Source organism: Pleomorphochaeta naphthae, assembly GCF_055396005.1.
This window is the reverse complement of the sequence record NZ_AP042457.1, coordinates 3,108,568-3,132,522: the sequence shown is the minus strand read 5'-3', so window position 1 is coordinate 3,132,522 and position 23,955 is coordinate 3,108,568. Positions and strand designations below refer to the sequence as shown.

At 29.8% G+C, this 23,955-nt stretch carries 17 protein-coding genes and 1 tRNA gene; 9 read left to right on the top strand and 9 right to left on the bottom strand.

From position 1 onward, the window contains the following. Positions 1–107 precede the first annotated feature (107 nt). A complete protein-coding gene (locus ACZ5SO_RS14255; protein ID WP_464625502.1) occupies positions 108–818 on the top strand; it encodes a hypothetical protein in 711 nt (236 codons plus the stop codon). A gap of 90 nt (positions 819–908) precedes the next feature. On the opposite strand, the gene ychF is transcribed toward ACZ5SO_RS14255, so the two are convergent. Next, positions 909–2,015, bottom strand: a complete 1,107-nt coding sequence (gene ychF, locus ACZ5SO_RS14250; RefSeq protein ID WP_464625501.1) for a redox-regulated ATPase YchF — start codon at positions 2,013–2,015, stop codon at positions 909–911. Positions 2,016–2,129: 114 nt separating this feature from the next. Between ychF and hflX the strand changes: the two genes are divergently transcribed. Continuing rightward, positions 2,130–3,422 (top strand): GTPase HflX, encoded by a 1,293-nt coding sequence (gene hflX / locus ACZ5SO_RS14245; protein WP_464625500.1) that lies wholly within the window; start codon positions 2,130–2,132, stop codon positions 3,420–3,422. A 42-nt stretch (positions 3,423–3,464) separates the two neighbouring features. Here hflX and ACZ5SO_RS14240 read toward each other — a convergent pair whose 3' ends face one another. After that, the gene (locus ACZ5SO_RS14240) at positions 3,465–3,938 is read right to left on the bottom strand and encodes a hypothetical protein (RefSeq protein WP_464625498.1); all 474 of its coding nucleotides are present in this window, start codon (positions 3,936–3,938) and stop codon (positions 3,465–3,467) included. 265 nt (positions 3,939–4,203) lie between these two features. Here ACZ5SO_RS14240 and rlmN point away from each other — a divergent pair, with 265 nt between their 5' ends. The 3 genes from rlmN to ftsH all read left to right on the top strand — a co-directional run bounded on the left by rlmN (position 4,204) and on the right by ftsH (position 7,700). After that, positions 4,204–5,232 carry a dual-specificity RNA methyltransferase RlmN gene (gene rlmN, locus ACZ5SO_RS14235; RefSeq protein ID WP_464625496.1) on the top strand — a complete coding sequence of 343 codons (1,029 nt, stop codon included), beginning with the start codon at positions 4,204–4,206 and terminating at the stop codon, positions 5,230–5,232. A 1-nt stretch (position 5,233) separates the two neighbouring features. Continuing rightward, positions 5,234–5,788, top strand: coding sequence for a DUF3267 domain-containing protein (locus ACZ5SO_RS14230; protein WP_464625495.1), 555 nt, complete (start codon positions 5,234–5,236; stop codon positions 5,786–5,788). Between the two features lie 67 nt (positions 5,789–5,855). Next, complete coding sequence (gene ftsH / locus ACZ5SO_RS14225; protein WP_464625493.1) at positions 5,856–7,700, top strand: ATP-dependent zinc metalloprotease FtsH; 1,845 nt, start codon at positions 5,856–5,858, stop codon at positions 7,698–7,700. An 88-nt stretch (positions 7,701–7,788) separates the two neighbouring features. On the opposite strand, the gene ACZ5SO_RS14220 is transcribed toward ftsH, so the two are convergent. The 5 genes from ACZ5SO_RS14220 to ACZ5SO_RS14200 all read right to left on the bottom strand — a co-directional run bounded on the left by ACZ5SO_RS14220 (position 7,789) and on the right by ACZ5SO_RS14200 (position 13,922). Next, positions 7,789–8,670 carry an ABC transporter substrate-binding protein gene (locus ACZ5SO_RS14220; protein ID WP_464625491.1) on the bottom strand — a complete coding sequence of 294 codons (882 nt, stop codon included), beginning with the start codon at positions 8,668–8,670 and terminating at the stop codon, positions 7,789–7,791. Between the two features lie 18 nt (positions 8,671–8,688). Continuing rightward, entirely contained in the window at positions 8,689–9,318 is a 630-nt protein-coding gene (locus tag ACZ5SO_RS14215; RefSeq protein WP_464625489.1) for an ABC transporter permease, read from the bottom strand. 1 nt (position 9,319) lies between these two features. Then, positions 9,320–10,459 carry a betaine/proline/choline family ABC transporter ATP-binding protein gene (locus ACZ5SO_RS14210; RefSeq protein ID WP_464625488.1) on the bottom strand — a complete coding sequence of 380 codons (1,140 nt, stop codon included), beginning with the start codon at positions 10,457–10,459 and terminating at the stop codon, positions 9,320–9,322. Between the two features lie 633 nt (positions 10,460–11,092). After that, positions 11,093–12,895, bottom strand: a complete 1,803-nt coding sequence (locus ACZ5SO_RS14205) for an alanine--tRNA ligase (protein ID WP_464625487.1) — start codon at positions 12,893–12,895, stop codon at positions 11,093–11,095. Between the two features lie 91 nt (positions 12,896–12,986). Further along, a complete protein-coding gene (locus ACZ5SO_RS14200) occupies positions 12,987–13,922 on the bottom strand; it encodes a DNA-processing protein DprA (protein ID WP_464625486.1) in 936 nt (311 codons plus the stop codon). 231 nt (positions 13,923–14,153) lie between these two features. On the opposite strand from ACZ5SO_RS14200, the gene ACZ5SO_RS14195 reads away from it, so the two are divergent. The 4 genes from ACZ5SO_RS14195 (at position 14,154) to carB (ending at position 19,339) form a co-directional block, all read left to right on the top strand. Then, positions 14,154–14,226, top strand: a tRNA-Phe gene (locus ACZ5SO_RS14195). A gap of 403 nt (positions 14,227–14,629) precedes the next feature. Then, positions 14,630–14,752 carry a hypothetical protein gene (locus ACZ5SO_RS14190; RefSeq protein WP_464625485.1) on the top strand — a complete coding sequence of 41 codons (123 nt, stop codon included), beginning with the start codon at positions 14,630–14,632 and terminating at the stop codon, positions 14,750–14,752. Positions 14,753–15,002: 250 nt separating this feature from the next. Further along, entirely contained in the window at positions 15,003–16,130 is a 1,128-nt protein-coding gene (carA, locus tag ACZ5SO_RS14185) for a glutamine-hydrolyzing carbamoyl-phosphate synthase small subunit (RefSeq protein WP_464625484.1), read from the top strand. Beyond that, positions 16,130–19,339: a carbamoyl-phosphate synthase large subunit gene (carB, locus tag ACZ5SO_RS14180; RefSeq protein WP_464625482.1), complete on the top strand. Its 3,210-nt coding sequence runs from the start codon at positions 16,130–16,132 to the stop codon at positions 19,337–19,339. Before carA ends, carB begins: the two co-directional genes overlap by 1 nt. A gap of 94 nt (positions 19,340–19,433) precedes the next feature. Here carB and ACZ5SO_RS14175 read toward each other — a convergent pair whose 3' ends face one another. Together ACZ5SO_RS14175 and ACZ5SO_RS14170 are read right to left on the bottom strand one after the other, a co-directional pair. Beyond that, positions 19,434–20,114, bottom strand: coding sequence for a hypothetical protein (locus ACZ5SO_RS14175; RefSeq protein WP_464625480.1), 681 nt, complete (start codon positions 20,112–20,114; stop codon positions 19,434–19,436). Between the two features lie 159 nt (positions 20,115–20,273). Further along, a complete protein-coding gene (locus tag ACZ5SO_RS14170) occupies positions 20,274–23,948 on the bottom strand; it encodes a phosphoribosylformylglycinamidine synthase (protein ID WP_464625478.1) in 3,675 nt (1,224 codons plus the stop codon). Positions 23,949–23,955: the final 7 nt, after the last annotated feature.

Sequence of the window (23,955 nt, the reverse complement as noted above, 5' to 3'; positions counted from 1 at the left end):
ATTAGTTAGGCGTTGATGTTTTATTGATGAAGAATATTGAAAAACACTTGAACCGTTAATTTTTTTATAATACTATTTTAAAGCATAACACCCTTTAGGAGAACTTAGTGAAAACTATAAAATATATAATGCCTTTATTGATTTTTGGATTACTTTTTTTATCTAGTTGTGTAGTTACAGAAGATTTATCAATTAACACAGATAAAAGTGGTAGCTCAGAGATTGCAATAAGTGTTGAAGATTTCTTTATTACTGTCTTAAATGATTTTTCTGAATTCTCCTCTGAAGATTCAGATAAACCAATTATGGATTTAGCAATTGAGGATACTTCTAATAAATTAACAAAAAACGAAAGCACAAATAATGTTGTATTTAATAAAGTTGGCAAAAATTCATATGAAGGATCATTTGATTTTGACTCCCTTTCAACTTTGATTTCAGACTTAAGTGAAACAGAAAATCAAACTGTTTTAACATTAAACAACAATAAGCTTAATTTTTATTTAGATTTAGATAATTATTATCAATTAACAAAAGCTATCCCATTTTTAGCTGATCCTAATTTTGAACCTTTTGGTCCTGAATATAATGAAGGATTAAGTGAAGATGATTATTTAGAAATGATTAGTTTTATGTTAGGAGAAGAAGGTCCTGATGCTATTAGGAATTCTACAATCACTCTTAACTTTACAACACCTAAAACAATAAAATCATACAAAGGTGGTACAAAAATCTCTAATAATCAATTCAGATATAGTTTTCCATTAATTGATTTCTTACTTTTAGCTGAACCTTTAGAATTTGAACTAACTTGGTAAAAAATAAAAAGAAGCCTTCTCGGCCTCTATTTATTTCATTCATATATGGACTATGCAGTTTGCATAGTCCATATTTATTTAAATAGTATGTTAAACATTAAATCTAAAGTGCATTATATCTCCATCTTGAACTATATAATCTTTACCTTCCATTCTTAGTTTACCTTTTTCTTTTACTTTTTGTTCACTACCTAATTCAAATAAATCTTCACAATTATAAACTTCTGCTTTAATAAAACCTTTTTCAAAGTCTGTATGGATAACACCAGCTGCTTGTGGAGCTTTAAATCCTGCTTTAAAAGTCCAAGCTCTATCTTCATCACTACCAGCTGTAAAGAAGGTTCTCATGCCTAAAGTATGATAAGCACTTCTAATAAGTTGATTTAATCCTGATTCTTTTAGTCCTAATGCGTCTAAGAATTCTTTTTTATCTTCTTCATTATCCATTTCAGCTATTTCAGCTTCGATTTTTCCACAAATTACTATAACCTCAGCGTTTTCATTTTTTGCAAGATCTTTTACAATCTTTACATATTCATTATCTTCTTCAAGACTATCTTCATCTACATTACAAACATAAATTACAGGTTTTAAAGTAATTAAATGTAAATCAGCAATAGCGAGTAATTCTTCTTCATCAAGATTTAAAGTACTAGCTAATTTCCCCTCACTCAAACATTCTTTTAATTTTTCTAAAATTGGGAGAACTTTTAAGTTAATTTTCTGTTGCTCTTTATTAACACGACCCATTTTATACATTTTGGCATATCTTTTTTCGACAGTATCTAAATCAGAGAAAGCTAATTCTATATTAATTGTTGAAATATCACCAACTGGGTCAATTTTATTATTAACATGAACAATATCTTCATCATCAAAACATCTAACTACATGTGCTAGAACACCTACTTCTCTAATGGATGCTAAAAATCTATTTCCTAGACCTTCGCCTTTTGATGCGCCCTCTACTAATCCGGCAATATCAACAAATTCAAAAGTAGCTGGTACAACTTTAGCAGGAGGTATTAATTCAACAATTTTATCAAGACGTGGATCTGGGACATTCACCATACCAACATTTGGATCGATGGTACAAAACGGATAGTTTGCACTTTCTGCTGGTGCACTTGTTAAAGCAGAAAAAATTGTTGATTTCCCAACATTAGGAAGTCCTACAATACCACAATTTAAACTCATAATTTTATCCTCTCTTACAAAAGTTCTCGCCGCTTGACTATATCACAGATTGACAAGTTATTAAACCACAGTTAATCTTATTGTAAGAAAAAATAAAAGGGAATAAATAAAAACTTGTCAAATAATAATATAATTAATTTAACCACAGAAGATACATTACAAAAAGCAATAATTATCCTTGTGGAAACACAATCTAATTCAATTTCCCCTCTCATTAGAAAAAAAGAATTAATTTCCTTAGCTAGAACAATGAATGTTCTTGTAGTAGATACTGTAATAATAAATTTAAAAAAAGAAAATAGCCAAACCTATATTGGAAAAGGTAAGGTTATGGAATTAAAGGAACTAGCTGAAAATTTTGAAATAGATTTATTTATATTCGAAGTCGATTTAGCTCCAAGTATTCAACGAAATCTAGAGAAAATTCTTAATATTTGTGTAATTGATAGGCGCGAAGTAATTTTACAAATATTTAGCGATAGAGCATCTACTAAAGAAGCTTCTTTGCAAGTAGAACTTGCTAGATTAGAATACTCCCTTCCTCGTTTAACTCGTGCTTGGACTAACTTATCAAGACAAAGAGGTGGTACGAAGGGAAATAAAGGCGAAGGGGAAAAGCAACTTGAAATAGATAGACGTCTTGTTTTAAACAGGATTACAAAAACTAAAGAAGAATTATCAAAAGTAAAAAAAATTAGAGCAAATCAAAGAAAAAGTCGCTTGAATGCAAATATACCAACTGTAGCTATCGTTGGTTATACTAATAGTGGCAAAAGTTCTCTATTAAAAGCTTTAACTAATAGCAATATTCTTGTAGAAGATAAACTTTTTGCAACTCTAGATACTACTAGTAAAAAAGTTAAAATGCCAAGTCATAGAGAAATGGTTTTCAGTGATACTGTTGGCTTTGTAAGTGATTTACCTCATGATTTAATTGAAGCTTTTAACTCAACCCTCGAAGAAGCCACTTATGCAGATGTCATTCTTATTGTATTAGATGCTTCTCATCCTAATTTGATGGGATGCTATAATACAACTAAGGAAACTCTAAAAGAACTAAACTGTGAAAATAAACCTACTCTTGTGATGCTAAATAAATGTGATCTAGAGCCTAATGAATTCGATAAGGCTCGATTAAAAGCCATAGAACCTACGCTTATTGAAACTAGTGTAAAAAATAATATTAATATAGATTCAATGCTAAGTGAAATCGAAAAACTATACTCTAAAAATGAACACATCTCGTATTTTGAAATACCTAATGATAGACATGATCTTATTTATTATGCACAAAGAAACTCTTTTGTATTAGATATCAAATATGAGGAATCATTTGTTTCATTGAAAACTAAAATAAAAGAACAATTTTTAGGAGAATTAATAAACTATAAAAAATCAACTCTTTAAATAGAGTTGATTTTTATTATTTAACAACATTTACAAATTATCTTATAATCTCCAAAGAGCTTGTAGAGAAGCTTGCATAGCAAAATCTGCGTTAAATCCACCTGAGAATGTCATTCCAATTCCTGGTTCTAATCTTAAAAGTAAATCAATTGGGTAATCCCCATCAAAACTATAAGAAGCTTCTCCCATTGCCAATATAGATAAACCAAATATATCAGAGCTACTTAATGGAATTCTTGCAGCTCCACCTAAACCGACATTGATATCAATTACTTCTTTATCAAAATCAACTTCTGCAACTTTATAAAGACCAAAACCTTCGGCATTAAGTGTTCCAGATAGTAAATCCCATCCAACTGTTCCACCTGCGGTAATGTCTTTATCAATATCATACTTAAATCCAACACCGTTAATTGTTCCAACGGCTAAACCAACACTCATGTCCGAACTTTTTGCAAATGTAGGAATCATAACCAACGCAATCATTGCTACAACTGTTAATAATCTTTTCTTCATTGTAATCTCCTTAATTTTGGATTTTCTTTTTACACAGTATATCAAACATAAGTATAATTGAACAGTATTTTATTTAAAATATCTTAATTTATTTTTTATTTGAATAATAACAATATTGAAATAATTTATTATATAGCTCAGTTAACTAATATTTTTAGCAATAGATTTATTGCAATTTTTGTCATAAGTTTTTTTTCATTATACACAAAACTTTTAGCTTTAATTTTTTTTATTTTATATATATAGTACAAATCAGGAGAAAAGAATGAACAGAATCTCTTTATACGGGTTAAGTCCTTCAGAAATATTTGAAAAATTGAATTTAGAAAAAAAATTCCAAGCAAAGCAAATTTATCAATGGTTAATTAAAGGTGTTACAGACTTTAATTTAATGAGCAATATATCAAAATTAGAAAGGGAAAGACTTTCTAATGAATTTGGATCAGCAATTTCCTCTGAGGTAATTGATACTCAAAGAGATGATACAGGAGCCACAAAGTTAGCAATTAAATTAGCAGACGGGGCTATAATTGAAAGTGTCCTTTTAATAGACAAAAATGAAAGAATGACAGCATGTCTTTCTTCTCAAGTTGGTTGTGCTATGGGATGTAAGTTTTGTAGAACCGGGACAATGGGGCTTATAAGAAACTTAACAACCTCAGAAATTATTGAACAATTTGTCCATTTAAGAACTTTAGGTAATGTTACTCATATTGTTTTTATGGGGATGGGAGAGCCTTTAGCTAACCTTTCTAATGTAACTAGTGCCATTAGATACTTCCATAGAGAAGATGCTTTTTACATTAGTTTAAGAAGAATTACAATAAGTACTTGTGGTATTGTAAGTGGTATTAATAAATTAACTGAGCAAAATTTAAATGTAAAACTTGCTGTATCTTTAGTTAGTGCTGACAATAATCAAAGAAGTCAAATTATGCCAATAAATGATACATTTAACTTACAACAATTAAAGAAAAGTTTAATGCATTACCAAAATAAAGGCGGATCTAGATTCACTTTAGAATACTGTATGCTAAGTGGGGTTAATTGTGATTTAAACTCTGCAAAAAAACTTGCGTCTTTCACTAATGGATTAGATGCTGTTGTTAACTTAATTCCATGGAACCCTGCAGCAGAACTACCTTGGACTACCCCATCAACTCAAGAGATAAACACTTTTACTAAATATCTCGATGAGTTCCATATCAAATATGCTAGGAGATTCACTAGAGGCAGGAGCGTAAATGGAGCTTGTGGACAATTAGCTACAAAAAACATCAAAAAGGAAAATTAAAATGAAAGGGTATTTAGAATTAGAGAAAGGTTATATTGAAGAAGATTTAGTAGATTTCAATCAAAAGAAATATGCACTCATCTTCAATATTGCCTCAATTTTAATTGCTTTTGCCATTTTTTTTATATTTAGAATTCAAAGTTGTCCAGTTTTTACAATCGAAAGTATTATCTTCATTGTAATTGGAGTCTTTGCATTTATTACTATCCATGAATTAATACATGGATTTTTTATATGGGTATTTTCTAAAAAAAAAGCAAAGTATAAAATATCAATGTTTTATGCTAGTGCTTCAGCTGAAGATAGGTATTTTGATAGATTTTCATATATAATAATCGCCCTATCTCCAGTTTTTATTATATCATTTTTCCTTTTATTTCTTCTAAACACTTTACCCTTGAATTTGTATAATGGAATATTATTAGTATTCGCTTTAAATGTCTCAGGGGCCATAGGCGATTTCTATATAACAATAATCACTCTCGGAAAAAATAAAGATACACTAATTAGAGATGAAGGGGAAAAAATGCATTTTTACACAAAAAAAATACAATAAATACTAGCCTCATAAAAATTTTATTACTATCTTCTTATCATTATCATATATTTTTTTTGGAGGTTATATGAGTAATGGTGTGAAAAAGAATTTTAATCAATCTATAATTAAATTCTATCTAATAATGCTTGTGGCTATTTTGCTAGTTAATATGTTTATAATCCCATATATGTCTCAAGCAAAATATCAAAAAGTTGATTATGGGACTTTTTTAACAATGCTTGATAGCAAGCAGATATCAAAAGTTGAAATTGATGGTAATGATATTTTCTTTACTTCTAACACTGATTTTGACCAATTATATAAAACAACAACATTCCAAGATCCAGATTTAGTTAATAGATTATATGCATCAGGCTGCTCTTTTGGTAGAGTTGCTCCTACAGAAATTTCACCTCTTCTTTCACTATTAATTTCTTGGGTAGTCCCCTTCTTATTAATATTCGTCATGGGAAGGTATCTTCAAAAGAAAATGAACTCTGGAGATGGTGGAGGTTTATTTTCTTCCTCAATGCAATTTGGAAAAAGTAACGCAAAGGTTTATGTACCAAGTGAGACAGGAATAAAATTTAGTGATGTAGCTGGAGAAGATGAAGCTAAAGAGCTTCTTACAGAAATTGTTGATTTCCTACATAAACCAGATAGATATACTCAAATAGGTGCAAAAATTCCTAAAGGAGCCCTTCTTGTGGGGCCTCCAGGTACTGGTAAAACCCTTCTAGCTAAAGCTGTTGCTGGTGAAGCTAATGTTCCTTTCTTTTCAATCTCAGGTTCTGAATTTGTTGAAATGTTCGTTGGTATGGGTGCAGCAAAAGTTAGAGACTTATTTAAAGAGGCTAATAAAAAAGCTCCATGTATTGTTTTTATTGATGAGATAGACGCTATTGGTAAAAGACGTAATTCATCCATGCAAGGTGGAAATGATGAGAGAGAGCAAACGCTTAACCAATTACTGACAGAAATGGATGGCTTTGATGGTTCTAAAGGTGTTGTTTTATTAGCAGCAACAAACAGACCAGAAACTTTAGATCCAGCTCTTTTACGACCAGGTAGATTTGATAGAAGAATTCCTGTTGAATTACCAGACCTAATTGGTAGAGAGGCAATTCTTAAAGTTCATGCCAAAAATATTAAAACTGCTAACAATGTAAATTATCACGATATTGCTAGAGCAGCATCAGGTATGAGTGGGGCAGACCTTGCTAATATTGTAAATGAAGCCGCTCTAATAGCAGTTAGAAATAAAAGAAGTAAAGTAATTCAAAAAGACTTTGAAGAAAGTATTGAAGTAGTTGCTGCAGGGTATCAAAAGAAAAACAAAGTATTAAGTGATAAAGAAAAACTAATTGTATCTTACCATGAAGTTGGTCACGCCTTAGTTGCTGCTCTCCAAACTAATACAGCTCCAGTCTCAAAAATTACAATTATTCCAAGAACTAGTGGAGCACTTGGTTTTACAATGCAAGTAGACGAAGAAGAGAAAAATTTACTTAGCAAAGAAGAATTAGAAAACAAAATTGCAATATATACTGCAGGAAGAGCCGCTGAAGAAGTTGTTTTTAACTCCATTACAACAGGAGCTAGCAACGATATTGAACAAGCAACAAAGTTATCTAGAGCCATGATTACTAGATTCGGCATGAGTGAAGAGTTTGGAATGGTTGCTTTTGAAGCTCAAGGTAGCCAATATCTTGGTGGAGATTCATCTCTGATTTGCTCAGAAAATACTAGTTCTCAAATTGATAAAATGGTAACAACCTTAGTAAATAATCAATATAATCGAGCTAAAAAATTACTTGAAGATAATATAAAAAAATTACATCAAATTGCTGAATATCTTTATAAAGAAGAAACTATAAACGGTGAGCAATTTATGGAAATTTTATTAGAAGATAAAAAAGATTTAAATTAATTTATTTTACATACAAAAACTCAGGGAAATTTATCCCTGAGTTTTTAAATTAATTTATTTTTAATTAAAATAGATCTTATATTTTGAACTAAATTAAACCTTTATCTTGAAGCATTTTAGTTGCTACAGATTCAACACTCTCACCTTCATCAACCATTAAATTATACTTTTGCATATCTTCGTTACTAAATTTATTTCCTAACGCATTCAATGCTTCAACTACATCTGGATGTTCATTAGCAAATTCAACAGTCATAATTGGTGTACAGAAATATGGAGGAAAGACATTTTTATCATCCTCTAAATTAACAAAACCATATTTTGCAATTCTACCATCAGTTGAATAATAAGTATTAACATCAATTTGACCATTCAATAAAGCTTGGGTAGTTAAACCTTGGTCCATTCCTTTATATTCTTTAAATTCAAAACCATAAGTTCTAATTAAAGCAGGATAACCATCACCCTCTCTAACAGGAAATTCTTGATCTCCTCCCAAAATTAATTGATCTGCAATGGGTTCTAAATCTGAAATAGTTTTAACACCATATTCATCTACTAATTCTTGTGTTACAGATAATACATAAGTATTATTAAATCCAAATGGTTCAAGCCAAGTTATCCCAAATTCTTCTTCACTTCTTTCTTTTACATAATTATATGTTGCCTCTGGACCAATATTATCAGTTTGGTTAAATATTGCCCCATAAGTAGTACCTGTATATTCAGGATACAAATCAGCATCACCATTCTTTATTGCATTCCAACAAAGCAAAGTTCCACCTAATTCTTTTACTTCAGTTTCAATTCCTTTAGAATTTAAATATTGAGCTAAGGCTTCACCTACTATTCTCTGCTCAGTATAATTTTTATGAACAACAGTAACTTTGTCTTTTGATGAATTACAACTTGTAAATAATACAATGGTTGCTAATAAAACTAATAAGCCTAATTTCTTATAATTTTTCATTTACACACTCCTCTTTTTTTAATCTTTTAAACCTTTTGAGGTTAGAGCTTTTTCAACTAAACCTAATACAAAATCTACTAATAATGCTAATAGTGCAGATAAAAATGCACCTGTAAAAATCATAGGTTGATTAAAAGTACTAAGTCCTCTATATATCAAATCTCCTAATCCACCAGCTGCAATTAGAGTTGCAATTGTTGTAATACCAATACAAGTTACAGCTGCGATTCTTACCCCACCCATTATTACTGAAATAGCTAAAGGAATTTCAACCTTGAACATTATTTGAGTCTTAGTCATTCCCATGCCTGTTGCTGCTTTAATTATCGCAGGATCAACATTTTTAATTCCAATCAAGGAATTTTTTATAATTGGTAATAATGCATATAAGAAAAGAGCAAATACAGCAGGTTTTGTTCCAATACCAAACAAAGGCATTGAAAAAGCAAACATAGCTAAAGATGGAATTGTTTGTATTATATTTGCTACACTAATTACTATACTTGCGGCTTTATCATGGTTAACTATTAAAAAGCCAACTGGTATACCAACTACACAAGCTAAAATTACAGCAGTAAATGAAAGATTTACATGCTCTAATGATTTTTGAACTATCATCTGCCAATTATTCGTAATAAAATCAATCATATTAATAGTCCTCCGTTCCAGGCATAATCTGACTTAGCACATTTAATATGCTTGCATTTGTAATAATCCCATGATAAAAACCTTCTTTATCAACGACTGGAATATATTTTACGCCCTTATCATTTCTAATATTCATAACTTCTGTTAAACTTGTTTCTGGTTCTACTGTAATGAAATCTTTTTTCATAATATCTACCATTTTAATCTTATGATCATTTATTCCAGACAATCTATTTGCACCAACAAGTCCAACTAATTTTTTCTTATCCCTTTTCAAATTCTCAACAACACAGAGCATAAGAGTTTCTTTTGTTGCCATTCTCTCAATTGCTTGAGCAACAGATCTAGAAGCTTGAATTGTAGGAAATTTTTTTACCATAACATCTTCAGCACTCAACATATCGGGAGTTTTCCATAATCTGTTTTTTCCTACAAAGTTAAGAACAAATTCGTTTTGAGGATTTTTTAAAATCTCTTCAGCACTATCACATTGGAGTATTTTTCCACCTTGCATAACAGCAATTCTATCCCCAACTTTAATTGCTTCATCGATATCATGAGTTACAAAAATAATAGTTTTACCAAGTTCATCATGGATTCTAACTATCTCATCTTGGAGTTGTTCTCTTGTAATAGGATCTAAAGCTGAAAAAGGTTCATCCATTAAAATAATATCAGGATCATTTGCTAAGGCTCTTGCAACACCAACTCTTTGAAGTTGACCTCCAGATAATTCTTTTGGATAACGAGTTGAATAAATATCTGGATCTAAATCGACTTTATCTAATAACTCTCTTGCTATTTGAATGTTTTTTTGTTCATCCTTAGATGTTAAAGATAAAACCGCAATAACATTTTGTTGAATTGTCCAATGAGGAAATAATCCTATTTGCTGAATTACATATCCAATTCTACGTCTAAGTTGAATCTTATCCATTGCAGTTATATCTTCACCATCTATGGTGATTTTTCCTGAAGTGGGTTCTATAAGGCGATTTATCATTTGCATGGTTGTTGTTTTTCCACAGCCACTTTCACCGACTAAAACCATAAATTCGCCATCCTCTATGGTTAAATTAAGATTATCAATAATCTTAGTAGTTCCATCATATGTTTTTACAATATTCTGTAACTGAATCATCACTTTTTCTCCTTGAATGAATTAAATTTATAAAAGTGTAATTTAGGTATCATGTTGAATATAATTTAGTAAAAAAACATGCCTGTCTGATGCGATTCCTTCAAAATAAATTGAACGAACTTTGGAGTTTTTGGTATATATCAAAACACCCTCCTTGTCTTTCTTTAGTTAAAAATACCCTTCAATTCCCAAAAGAAAACATGACTAAAAATACAGCCAAAAATAATAAGATAAAGGCGAGTAAAAACACCTCTATTTGAATTTTAATCTTTATTTTTTTTTATAGCAAAAAAATAATTTAAAATGGAAAAAAGAATATATATGTAAGCAACGAATTTCCATTGCCGTTATACAAATTATATACAAAAAATATACAAATATTTTCTTTATGTAAACCCCTATAAAATGATGCAAAGTTAAAGAAAATATCGATACTAATTATTACAAAAAAAATTGCAACAAAAATATCATAACACAATATTAAAAAATAGAAAATATAAAAATATGTACATTTTAGGGATTATAAAATAAAAAATATCTAAAAAAACTATTTTTGATAGAGCAAAAAAGCTTAAAAAAAAGGACATAACCTATAAGTTATGCCCTTATATTTAATTAAAAAAATTTTTATTTTTATTCATCTTTTACTAAGATAGCTTTAATACGTCTAACTCCAGCAGAAGAAGATTGTTCTTTAACAATTTTAAATTTACCCATTTCTCTTGTATTTGATACATGAGGTCCACCACAAACTTCTTTAGAAAAATCACCAATTGAATAAACTTTAACTTGTTCACCATATTTACTATCAAAGAATGCAATTGCTCCTTGTGCTTTTGCCTCTTCTAAAGTCATTGTCTCACAAATAACATCTTGATTTTTTTGAATTTCAGCATTAACAATGTCTTCAACTTTTTGTAAATCTTCTTTGCTAACTTTCTCAGGATGAGTAAAATCAAAACGCAATCTATCAACAGTTATGTTTGAACCTTTTTGACCTACATGATCGCCTAATACAGTTCTAAGTGCCTGATGAAGCATGTGAGTAGCAGTATGTAAGGCTGTTGTTTTTTCACTATGGTCTGCTAAACCACCTTTAAATTTTTGTTCTGCCCCACTTCTACTTTGGTTTTGATGTTTTTCGAAAGCCTTTTTAAAACCTTCCTCATCAACTGTTAAACCTTGTTCACTAGCTAATTCTTTTGTTAATTCAATAGGGAAACCATAAGTATCATATAGTTTGAAAGCCATTCTGCCTGGAATCATTTTAGCTTTACCTTTTAAGATATTTGGAATCATTTTTAAGAATTCTTTTTCACCTTTTTGTAAAGTTTTACTAAATTTTTCTTCTTCAGCTATTAGCTCATTATGAATGAATTTAGAATTAGCATCCAATTCAGGGTAAGGTTCTTTATAAAGGTCAATAACAATTTCAGCTAAGTTACTTAAGAAAGCACCTTCTATACCTAATTTTCTTCCGTGTCTAATAGCACGACGAATGAGTCTTCTTAAAATATAACCTTGACCAACATTAGAAGGAGCAATTCCTCTTTGATCTCCTAAGATAAAACAACTTGTTCTAATATGATCTGCTAAAATTCTAATGGACATGTCTATATCTTCACTTTGACCATACTTTTGGGAAGAAAGTTTTTCAATACCTGCAATAATAGGAGTAAAGACTTCTGTTTCATAAACGTTTTTCTTACCTTGAAGTATAGCGATAGTTCTTTCAATACCCATACCAGTATCTACACATTTTCTATCCATTTCAACGTAACTACCGTCTTCAAGTTTTTTATAACCCATGAAAACATCATTCCAGATTTCAAAATATTTACCACAAGAACAACCAGGTTTACAATCTTCACTGCATTTTTCTCTGCCAGTATCAATAAACATTTCACTATCAGGTCCACAAGGGCCAGTTTCACCAGCTGGTCCCCACCAATTGTCTTTTCTAGGTAAAAAGTAAATTCTATCTTCAGGAATGCCATGTTTCATCCATTCTTGGGCAGAAACATTATCTCTTGGTACATCATCATCACCAGCAAATACTGTTACAGATAATTTTTCACTATCAATGTTTAAAACTTCTGTCAAAAATTCATAACTATACGCAATAGCTTCTTTTTTAAAATAGCTACCTAAAGACCAGTTACCCAACATCTCAAAAAATGTTAAATGATGAGGGTCCCCAACTGCATCTATATCTCCAGTTCTAATACACTTTTGGTAATCACAAAGTTTATCACCAGAAGGATGTTCAGCCCCTAAAATATATGGGACTAAAGGATGCATTCCAGCAGTTGTGAATAATACTGTTGGATCATTTTCTGGTATCAAAGAAGCACCACTAATTTGTTTGTGATCTTTAGATACAAAGAAATCAATAAATTTTTTTCTTAATTCGTTTGCTGTAAGTTGTTTTTCCATATCAAAGATAGTAATTTTTGTACAATTTTTAGTCAAGATTTTTCTTAATTATTTCAATAATAAAGCAAGATATATTTAACATTTAGAAGAATTAAAACAATTTCAATTGAACAATATCCTCATTATTTGTTTCTTTGACAACTTTTTGTGTAGGATTATTATTTAAACCTTTAGCTAAATCACTTGGAAATCTTATTGTTTTAGCACCTTTTTCTAATAATTCATTTGGCCATGTTATAGTTTTATCTCTTTTTAAAGTACTAAAGAAAAAGACAGCTCTATTATGTTCTAAGGAATAATTGGCCATTTGAACAGCACCACCTCTATCTCTTTCTTCTAAAATAAAAGTTGCAGAAGAAATTGCACTCATTAGCCTATTTCTAAGTAAAACATTCCACTTAATATTCTTATTAGATGGAGAGACTCTCGTTATTACAAGGCCACCTTCTCTTGCTATATACTCTTGGATTTGTTTATGTTCTTTAGGATAATATTCATCAAGTGGTGTTGGAATTACTGCAATAACAGGAGCAAAATTAGACAAACTCTGTACAGCAGCATGCCCTTGTGTTCCTAAAGATAATCCACTAGTTACAACTATTTCTTGTTTTATTAAAGCTTTTACTACTTTTTCTAACTTTTCAAGACTTTCTTTTGAAGGAGCTTTAGTGCCAATAATTGCAACATTCTTCTTTTTTAATAAATCAATATTACCTAAACAATATAATACTTTTGTAGGATATGGAAATTTATCTATTTGATCTGGCCAATTATAATCACCACTTATTAAGATTTTTACATCTTTTGGAAGTTTTTTAAAATCTTCACTAACTTTTGAGTAAATTTCAAATAATTTATTTATTGAAATATTTAAATTGACAGCCCAAAGTGAAAACTCACTACTCATAGGAAGAGTAAGTAGATATTTATATTTATCCCAAATCAAACTAGCTTTTGAACAATCATTATTACAAACTATTAACAAAGTTTCCCAGTTGATAGCTTGATTTATTTTTTGCCTATCCATGTCAGTTACATTATCACGAGGGGTATATAAATTTCAAGAAACAATACAATCTTTATAGTTTTCTTTTAATTATCAAAATATTAAAATCATAACGATATAGCAATCAATGAAATAAAATATACTTATATCATTTTTTTAGTATATTCTTTGTATTTTTAATCAAAATAATCATTTTTTTTTGAAAAGGTGTTGACAATAAATTTTCTACAGTGTATAAACAACATCGTTAACGCCGCTTTAGCTCAGTTGGTAGAGCAAAGGACTGAAAATCCTTGTGTCCCTGGTTCAATTCCTGGAGGCGGCATTACATAATTTATTAGTAACTCCTTCATTATAGGAGTTATTTTTTTTGTATTAAATTTAATATATTTTCAGGTTCTTGGAAATTATTTGTGGGAAAATTATGAACCTATCTAAAATAAAAAAATAAATAAATAAAAAAAATAGAAAAAGAGCTCATTCTCTATTATTGTATTAAAAACCAAAATTACACAAAACAGGAAATGCACTATCAGTTTATGAAGTAATAAATTTTTATCTTTACCACAATTCACAACAACAAAAAAATCAACTAAATAGAGAGAAAATAAATTTAATTGTACATATTATGTTACTACAAGTTATGGCAAATCAATTTCTCCTCCATTTAAATGTAAAGCTTAAACAGCAACTTGTAGAGAATAATCAAATAATAAGTAATGTAGAATATGTTCTATTTACTTCTTATAATAAAACAACATATCAACTCATTAATCTTAAAGACCTTTATTATATTATTATTATTAGATGTTTTTGCTTTAGCTAAATTAAGAGATGAAACTAATATATAATGTGTGAAAAAAAATAATAAATTCTTTAATTTTAATGAAATACTAAAATATAAAAACAACATTTTTGTTAATATTTATTTATAAAACAACAAATTTGCAACATATTTTACTATAAAACTGTATATTTATACAATTTTTCTAACATTTTGTTGCTGAAATACTTGATTATGCAACACATATTGTATATGATGTCAACAATTTAAGCTTTCTAATTATTTTAGATTTAATCTTTAGAAAAAGGAAATTTATCTTGGCAACATTAATTTTAGAAGATGGTACAAAATTCAAGGGAAAAAGTTTTGGGGCAAAAGCGCCAAATCTTGATCAGATTCACTTAAATAAAAGTACTAGTGAAATTGTATTTAATACAAGTATGAGTGGATATCAGCAAATATTAAGTGATCCCTCGTATAAAGGACAAATGGTATGCTTTACTTATCCTCAGATAGGTAATTATGGAATAATAAAGGATGAAGAAGAAACAATCCTGAAAGAAAAAATCCATGTTAGTGCCATTGTTGTTAAAGACTATTATAAGGGTAAAGTTGATGATAAAAGAATAACTCTTAATCAATATTTACTCGATAATAATATAATAGGGATATGTGAAATTGATACAAGGGCTTTAACCTTACATCTGAGGGATACGGGTTTTAAAAGAGCTATTATTATTAATGAAGATAATATAGGAAAGGAAGAGGAATTATTTGTTATTAATTACCTTAAAACCTTTCCTTTTATTTCGCAAAAGAATCTGTGTAAAAAAGTTTCTACTGAAAAATCTATTACTAATCCTGTAATTTGTAAAAATCCTATAAATATTACATCTACAATAAAATGTGCATTAATTGATTTTGGAATTAAAAAATCAATTATAAAAGAGTTATACAATAGAAATGTAAATGTTACTTTATTTAATTCAGATACTGATAAATCAAAAATTCTAAATCAAGGCTTTGACTTACTTTTCTTAAGCAATGGTCCAGGAGATCCAGAGACACAGGAAGCTGCTATTCAACTCGTAAAAGATTGTAAAGATAAAATACCTATAGTTGGAATTTGCTTAGGTCACCAAATTATTACTCTTGCCTTAGGAGGCAAAACAGCTAAAATGAAATTTGGCCACCACGGAGCTAACCAACCTGTTACAGATTTATTTACTAAAAAAACTTTTGTTACAAGTCAAAACCATAGTTTTGTAACATCAATACTTCCTAAAGATGCAGAGCTTTGGTTTGTTAATTCTAATGACAATTCTGTTGAAGGAATCAAATTCCCTAAAAACAACATAATGAGTGTACAATTCCATCCAGAGGCAAGCCCTGGACCTAAAGACAGTTTATGGATCTTTGATGAATTTATAAAAGGGGTTAAATAATGGGAAAAAGATGTGATATTAATACTATTTTAGTTATTGGAAGTGGGCCTATTATAATCGGTCAAGCATGTGAATTTGACTATAGTGGGACACAAGCTATAAAAGCATTAAAAGAAGAAGGTTATAGGGTTGTTTTAATAAATCCTAATCCTGCTACCATGATGAGCACTCCATCTTTAGCAGATAAAGTCTATATGGAGCCATTAACTTGTGAATACGTAGAAGCAATTTTTAAGAAAGAAAAGATAGATGCAATTCTATCAACTGTTGGAGGACAATCAGCCTTAAACTTAACATTAGATTTAAAAGATAAAGGATATTTAGAAAAATATAATGTTGAAATTCTTGGTGCAAGTGTTGAATCAATTAGAAAAGCTGAAGATAGAGGAGAATTCAAAAAACTAATTGATAAACTTAATCTTAAATCTCCTTCAAGTGGAATTGCAAATAGTGTTGAAGAAGCAATAGAGTTCTCAAACCAAATTGGCTTTCCTTTAATCATAAGACCTAGTTTTACCCTTGGTGGTCGTGGTGGAGCTATAGCAAATAAAAAAAGTGAATTCATTAATCTAGTAAAACAAGCTTTACTAGAAAGCCCAACACATCAGGTTCTAATCGAACAATCTCTTATTGGTTGGGGTGAGTTTGAAATGGAAGTTATGAGAGACAAAAATGATAATGCTATCATTGTTTGCTCAATTGAAAATATAGATCCAATGGGAGTTCACACTGGTGACTCTATTACTATTGCCCCGATTCAAACTCTAAGCGACAATGAATACCAAAAGATGAGAGATGCCTCTATTGCTATTTTAAGAGAAGTTGGGATTGATTGTGGTGGTTCAAATGTTCAATTTGCCTTTAATAAACAAACAAAAGAAATGGTTGTTATTGAAATGAACCCAAGGGTATCTAGATCTTCTGCTTTGGCTTCAAAAGCTACAGGTTTTCCTATCGCACACTGTTCAACGAAACTAGCTATAGGATATACCCTAGATGAAGTTGTTAATGAAATAACAGGCAAAAGTGTATCATGTTTTGAACCTGCTTTAGATTATTGTGCTGTGAAAGTCCCACGTTTTGAGTTAGAAAAATTTCCACTACCGCCATCAGCTATTGGCTCACAAATGAGAAGTGTTGGTGAATCTTTAGCACTTGGAAGGACAGTTTTAGAAGCTTTAAACAAGGCTATTAGATCAATAGATACAGGCTTTGAAGGCTTAGAAGTTTTACAAAAAGATGTTGAAGTCTATTTAAACAATGCTCATCCTTTAAGAATTTTTTCTGCCTATACTAAAATTTACGAAGGTGGTGAAGATATAATTGAGGAAGTAGAAAAGATTACTGGTTTTGATTCTTTCTTTTTATACCAACTTCTAGAACAAGCAAAATTAGATAAAGAAATTGAATCAATCAAAACAATCTCTTATGACTTACTATTAAAAGCTAAAAAATATGGTATGAGCGATAAGAGAATAGCTTTCTTGAACAATAAAGATGAAAAAGAAATCACGGCTCTTAGAAATGAATTTAATCTTCATATAACACCACACTTTGTTGATACTTGTGCAGGAGAATTTGAAGCTTTAACCCCATATCTTTACAATACATACGGAGAAGAGTGTGAAGGTGATATCCTAGGTGAAAATGCTATTGCAATCTTAGCTAGTGGTCCAAATAGAATTGGACAAGGGTTAGAATTTGATACTTGTTGTTCGCTCTGTTCTTTGACTTATAAAGAACTTGGGAAAAAAACGATGATTATCAATTCGAACCCTGAAACTGTAAGTACCGACTATAATACTAGTGATAGATTATATATTGAGGCATTAAATAGTGAAAGTGTTATAGAAATCCTTAAAAGAGAAAAAGTTAAAGATGTAATTATTCAACTTGGGGGTCAAACTCCTTTAAACATTGCAAGTGATTTAGCTAAGGCAAATTTCAATATAGTTGGAACTAGTTTAGAGGGAATTAATGCTTGTGAGGATAGATCAACTTTTAAAGAAGCTATTGAAAAATTAAATCTAAATCAAGCTAAAAACAATATTGCCGAAAGCAAAGAAGAAGTCTTTAAAATTGCTAAAGAGATTGGATACCCTGTTTTAATTAGACCATCATTTGTTTTAGGTGGAAGAAGTATGTTTATTGCATATAATAGTCAATCTTTAATAGATTTCTTAGAGCATGAAAATGTTGTAATTAATAAGGATAAACCAATAATCATCGATGAATTCTTAGAAGATGCTTATGAATATGATTTAGATGGTGTTTTCGATGGTGAAAAACTTTATATCGGTGGTATTTTACAACATATTGAAGCTGCCGGAATTCATAGTGGTGATAGTGCTGCAGTTTTCCCTCCTTACAAAGTAAAAGATGAACATTTAACTCAAATGAAAGAGGCAACTTTTAAATTATGTAAAGAATTTAATATTGTAGGTCTTGTAAATTTACAGTTCGCTATTAAGGATGATAAACTATATGTCATCGAACTAAACCCTAGAGCAAGTAGAACTATTCCTTTTATATCAAAATATTCTCAAGTAAATCTAATTGAAGTAGCTACAAAAGTCTTCTCCAATATTAGTTTAGTTGATCAAAAGCTTGTAGCTAAAAATAAAAATTATGAATGTGGCTCTTGTAAAATAGGATGGGCAATTAAAGAAGCTGTATTCTCCTTTGATAGATTTAAAGACATTGATCCAATTCTTGGGCCTGAAATGAGAAGTACAGGAGAGACAACAGGAAGTGGATATACTTTTGGAGAAGCTTATGCTAAATGCCAAATTAGTTCTGGTAATAAGTTGCCAACTAAAGGTAAGGTTTTAATTAGTGTAAATAAAAAAGATAGAAAAACCATCATTCCTATTGCTAAAGAATTGAAAAACCTAGGGTTTTCAATTGCTGCTACAAGAGGCACTGCAAGAGATTTATATGAAGAAAACATCCTTTGTGAAGTTATGCTTAAAACAAAAGATGGACACCCAAATATTGTAGATTATATAAGAAACAAAGCTATTGACTTAGTAATTAACACTCCAATGGGTTTTCATGCAATTTCTAGTAACGATGAAATAAGAAGTGAAGCTTTGAGACAAAAAATCCCATATACAACAACGACAAGCGCCGCTAAAGCTGCAGTAGATGCTATTAAGTATATGCTTACAAAAGAATTTGAAGTTGAAGCTATAAAGGATTTTATCTAAGATTTTTAAATAATAAATAAAACCTCCAAAGTGTTTCAAAATTATTTTGAGAGCTTTGGAGGTTTCATAACTCAATAAGAGTTTTTATTTCCTTTTATAGATGAACTATAATATCTACATCTTCATCCCCTAAATCTGGGGCAAACCATCTATAGGTAACTCCTACATAAGCTGAACCTACCAATCTAAAATCTTCAACAGAATATGATAGAGAATTTACACTTGAAGAAGAATCATACCATAGAGCTTTTAGAGTTGCACCAACATCAAATGTTATATACTTTGATTGTGGAGATGGAGAAATTCTATATCCTCCGTTGATAGCCCCACCAAAATATATCAAAGAATATGGCTCAATTAAAGTAGAGTTAGACTCAAGCTCACCAATTACTGAAATGGTTGGTCCAAAGTTAAAATAACTTTCCGTTAACCCACTTTGTTTATACCTAGTAGCCAAGCCTACAATAAAATCAAATGAATAAACATTACTTGTAAAAGGAACTATATCTGCTGAATAATATACACCAACTGGAAAATCTTTAAAAAAGGTAGATCCATTAAAATTTATTCCAACCTTAGTTTGCAATTCATCGTCACTTGTAAATATTGGAGAAAAAGTAGATGCATTAAACATTAGTGAAGAATAAATATCATTAAACAAATAATTGACACTGTCGTTGTATGGTGAATGTACATAAGTTGTTTTTGCAAAAAGCCCCAAATTAATCGCAGATAGAATTAATAATGTAATTATAATTTTTTTTAAGTTTTTCATATATCTCCTAATCACTTTTTTATATCTACTATAACAAATAAAAAATCTTATAAGTTACGTTAAAAAAAAGTTGATTATATTATTTATGACTTTAATAAAATAAACAAGTTCTACTTATTAAAACAAAAGCAATTTTATTTTTTTTCCTAACTTAATAATTTATTTAAAATAAGTAATAGCTCCTTTAAACATTAGATTATTTGCTTTATATTCTTTGATATTTTTATATAAATTTTCTCTACATCTCTCAATATGCCCCATCCTACCTAATATTCTACCATCTTCATTTGTAATAGCCTCTATCGCATTAATACTACCATTTGGATTAGCCTCTATAGACATTGAAGGCATATTATTTTCATCAACATATTGAGATGCAATTTGTCCATTCTTTATTAAATGATCTAAATTTTTATCATCACAAACAAATCTTCCCTCGCCATGACTAATTGGAACATAAAAGCTATCTCCGATTTCATAATGCATTAACCAAGGACTTTTATTTGAAGATACTCTAACCTTAACTAGAGTAGATTGATGCTGATTTATTTTATTATATGTTAAAGTTGGGCTATCACAACTAACTGTAGAAAGTGTTGAATATGGTAACAACCCAGATTTAACTAAGGCTTGAAATCCATTACAAATTCCCAAAATTAAACCTTCCTTTTTAAATAAAAGATTGTTTATTGACTCCTTAACTTTTTCAGCTTGTAAAAAACTTGAAATAAATTTGGCACTTCCTTCTGGCTCATCTGAGGCACTAAAGCCACCAGGTATAAATAAAATTTGACTATCTTGAGTTTTCTTTACAAATTCATTTGTGCTCTTTTTTAATAAATCAAAATTTAAAGTATTTATTATAACTTCATCAACTATTGCACCAACATCTTCAAAGGCTCGTCTACTATCAATTTCACAATTTGTTCCAAAGAACACAGGCATAACAACTCTTGGTTTTGCGAAACTTTGCTTTGCTAAACATATATTCTTTCTTTGATAATCACATTTTTTTATAACAGTTTCTTCTTCTTTAACTTTAGTTGGATATACTTTCTCTAAAACATTTTTAGAAGTTTCTAATATTATATTTAAATCAACTTTTTCATCTCTATATTGTATAGAAAAAGCTTTTTTTGTTCTGCCTATTAAATCATAACTAAGAGATAAGGATTTTAAAATAGAGAGAGTATTTTCTAAATCACTAACCTCTAAAAGTATTGATCCTATTTCATAACTATCCAATTTTATTTCATCATTTATTTTAACGCCAATTTTATTACCAAAACTCATTTCAGTTATGGCCTCTATTAAACCGCCCCTAGTTAAAGAATATGTGGATAATACTTGTGTATTTTTTAAAAGGTTTTCTACTTTTGAAAAATAATTTCTAGGCTCATTTGTTATAGGGAGAATTATCAAGAAAGAATCATTATCAAGGAAAAGAGAAGGTTTTACCCTATCAATTGTGCTTGTTCCAACAGCAAAAGACACTAGGGTATTTGGTACATCTAAGTCTTCATATGAACCACTCATAGAGTCTTTTCCTCCAATTGCTGGAATTTTCAAATCGAGTTGTGCTTTATATGCACCTAATAGTGCTGAGGCTACATTACCCCATTTTAGGCTATCGTTTTTAATAGAAGGAAAATATTCTTGTAAGGATAAATAAATAGAATCTAAAGATGCTCCACTTGATATTAATTTCGAAACAGAACTAAGAAGAGATAAATAACTTCCCTTGTATGGAGTTTTTTCAGTCAACTTTGGATCAAAACCAAAGCTCATTAAGGATACTGTATCACTTTCACCTTCAACAGGAATTTTTGCACACATCACCTGTTCTTTTGACATCTGATATTTTCCTCCATAAGGCATTAAAACACTTGATGCCCCAATTGTTGAATCAAAGATATTACTTAGACCTTTTTGTGAACAAAAATCTAAACTTTGATACATTTTAAGTAAAGTATTTTCTACACTATCATTTATAGTAAATTTATCGATGTCTTTTTCTCTTTCAATTAAGATATCTGCATATTTTACGCTACCATTTGTGTCTAAAAAATCTCTTGAGATATCGACAACTGTTTGTCCAAAATATCTCATCTTCAATCTATTATCATTTTCAATAGTAGCTACTACAGTGGCTTCAAGATTTTCTTCATTTGCTTTAGAGATTATAAAAGGGGCATCTTCTTCTCTTACAACAATTGCCATCCTTTCTTGGGATTCGCTAATTGCAATTTCATCTATTTCTAAATTTTCATACTTTAAAGGAACTTTGTCTAAATCAATAACTAAGGAAGGTGCTAATTCACCTATTGCTACGCAAACACCACCTGCTCCAAAGTCATTACAACGTTTTATTAATTTTGTAACTTCACCTTTTCTAAATAACCTTTGTAGTTTCCTTTCTTCAGTTGCATTTCCCTTTTGAACTTCAGCTCCACAAGTCTCTAGAGAATCAACATTATGGGCTTTTGAAGATCCAGTTGCTCCACCAATACCATCTCGACCTGTTCTTCCCCCTAATAAAATTACAACATCATTTTTCTTAGGAGTTTCTCTAACTACATTTTCTTTTTTTGCAGCAGCTATTACTGCTCCTAATTCTAAATGTTTAGCCTTATATCCCTCATGATAAAATTCTTTCACTAAAGAAGTAGCAAGACCAATTTGATTTCCATAACTACTATTACCTTTAGCACTAACTTTTGCGATAGTTCTCTGTGGTAGTTTATTTTCTAATGTTCTACTAAAATCTTCTCTTGGATCACCACATCCACTTATTCTCATAGCTTGATATACATAGGCACGAGAGGATAGAGGATCTCTTATAGCTCCTCCTATACAAGTGGCAGCTCCCCCAAAAGGTTCTATCTCAGTTGGATGATTGTGAGTCTCATTTTTAAACAATAAAAGATAATCTTCTTCTTTTTTATTTACATCAACTTTTATATTTACTGAACAAGCATTTATCTCTTCACTCTCTTCAACACATCTAGCATAGCCCTCTTTTTTTAATAACTTTGTTGTAATTGTTGCTATATCCATAAGGCAGGAAGGCTTTGAAGATTGTATTTTTTTCTTAGAGTTTAAATAATTATCATAAGTTTCTTTTATAGTTGGATCTTTAATTGTAACTGTATTAAAATTTGTATTGAATGTAGTATGTCTACAGTGATCACTCCAATAAGTATCAACTACTTTTAGCTCAGTTAATGTTGGATCTCTTTTTTCTGAGATGAAATATTTTTGAAATAAAAGTAAATCTTCTTCATCCATAGCTAAATTATATTCATCTCTAAATAAACTTAATTGTCGAGGAGTTAGATAAATAAAGCCATCTAATTTCACAATTTTAGCTTTTTTGCTTTCAACTGAGTTTAAATTATCTCTAACTTGCAAACTAGCTTCTTTAGCTTCCACAGGATTAATTAAATATTCTTTTATTTTTTCTATGTCTGTATTAGAGAGATTTCCTTCAATTGCATATATTGTTGCATATTTAACTTTTGGAATAACTTCGTTTTCTAAAAGAGTTATACATTTAATTGCGGAATCAGATCGTTGGTCAAACTGTCCATCTAAAAATTCTATGGCAAACATTATCTGATATTCAGGCAAACTATAATATACTTCATCCAAATTTACTTCACTAAAAACTGCTGAAACGCTTTTTTTAAACACCTCATCACTAATACCTTCAACTTCATACCTATTGAAAGTAGTTAATTTTGAGATTTTTATATTAAGCAATATATTTAGCTCTTCTTTTAAAATATCATCCTTAAAGTTATTCTTTTTCTTAACATAAACACAATTGATCATAAATTTC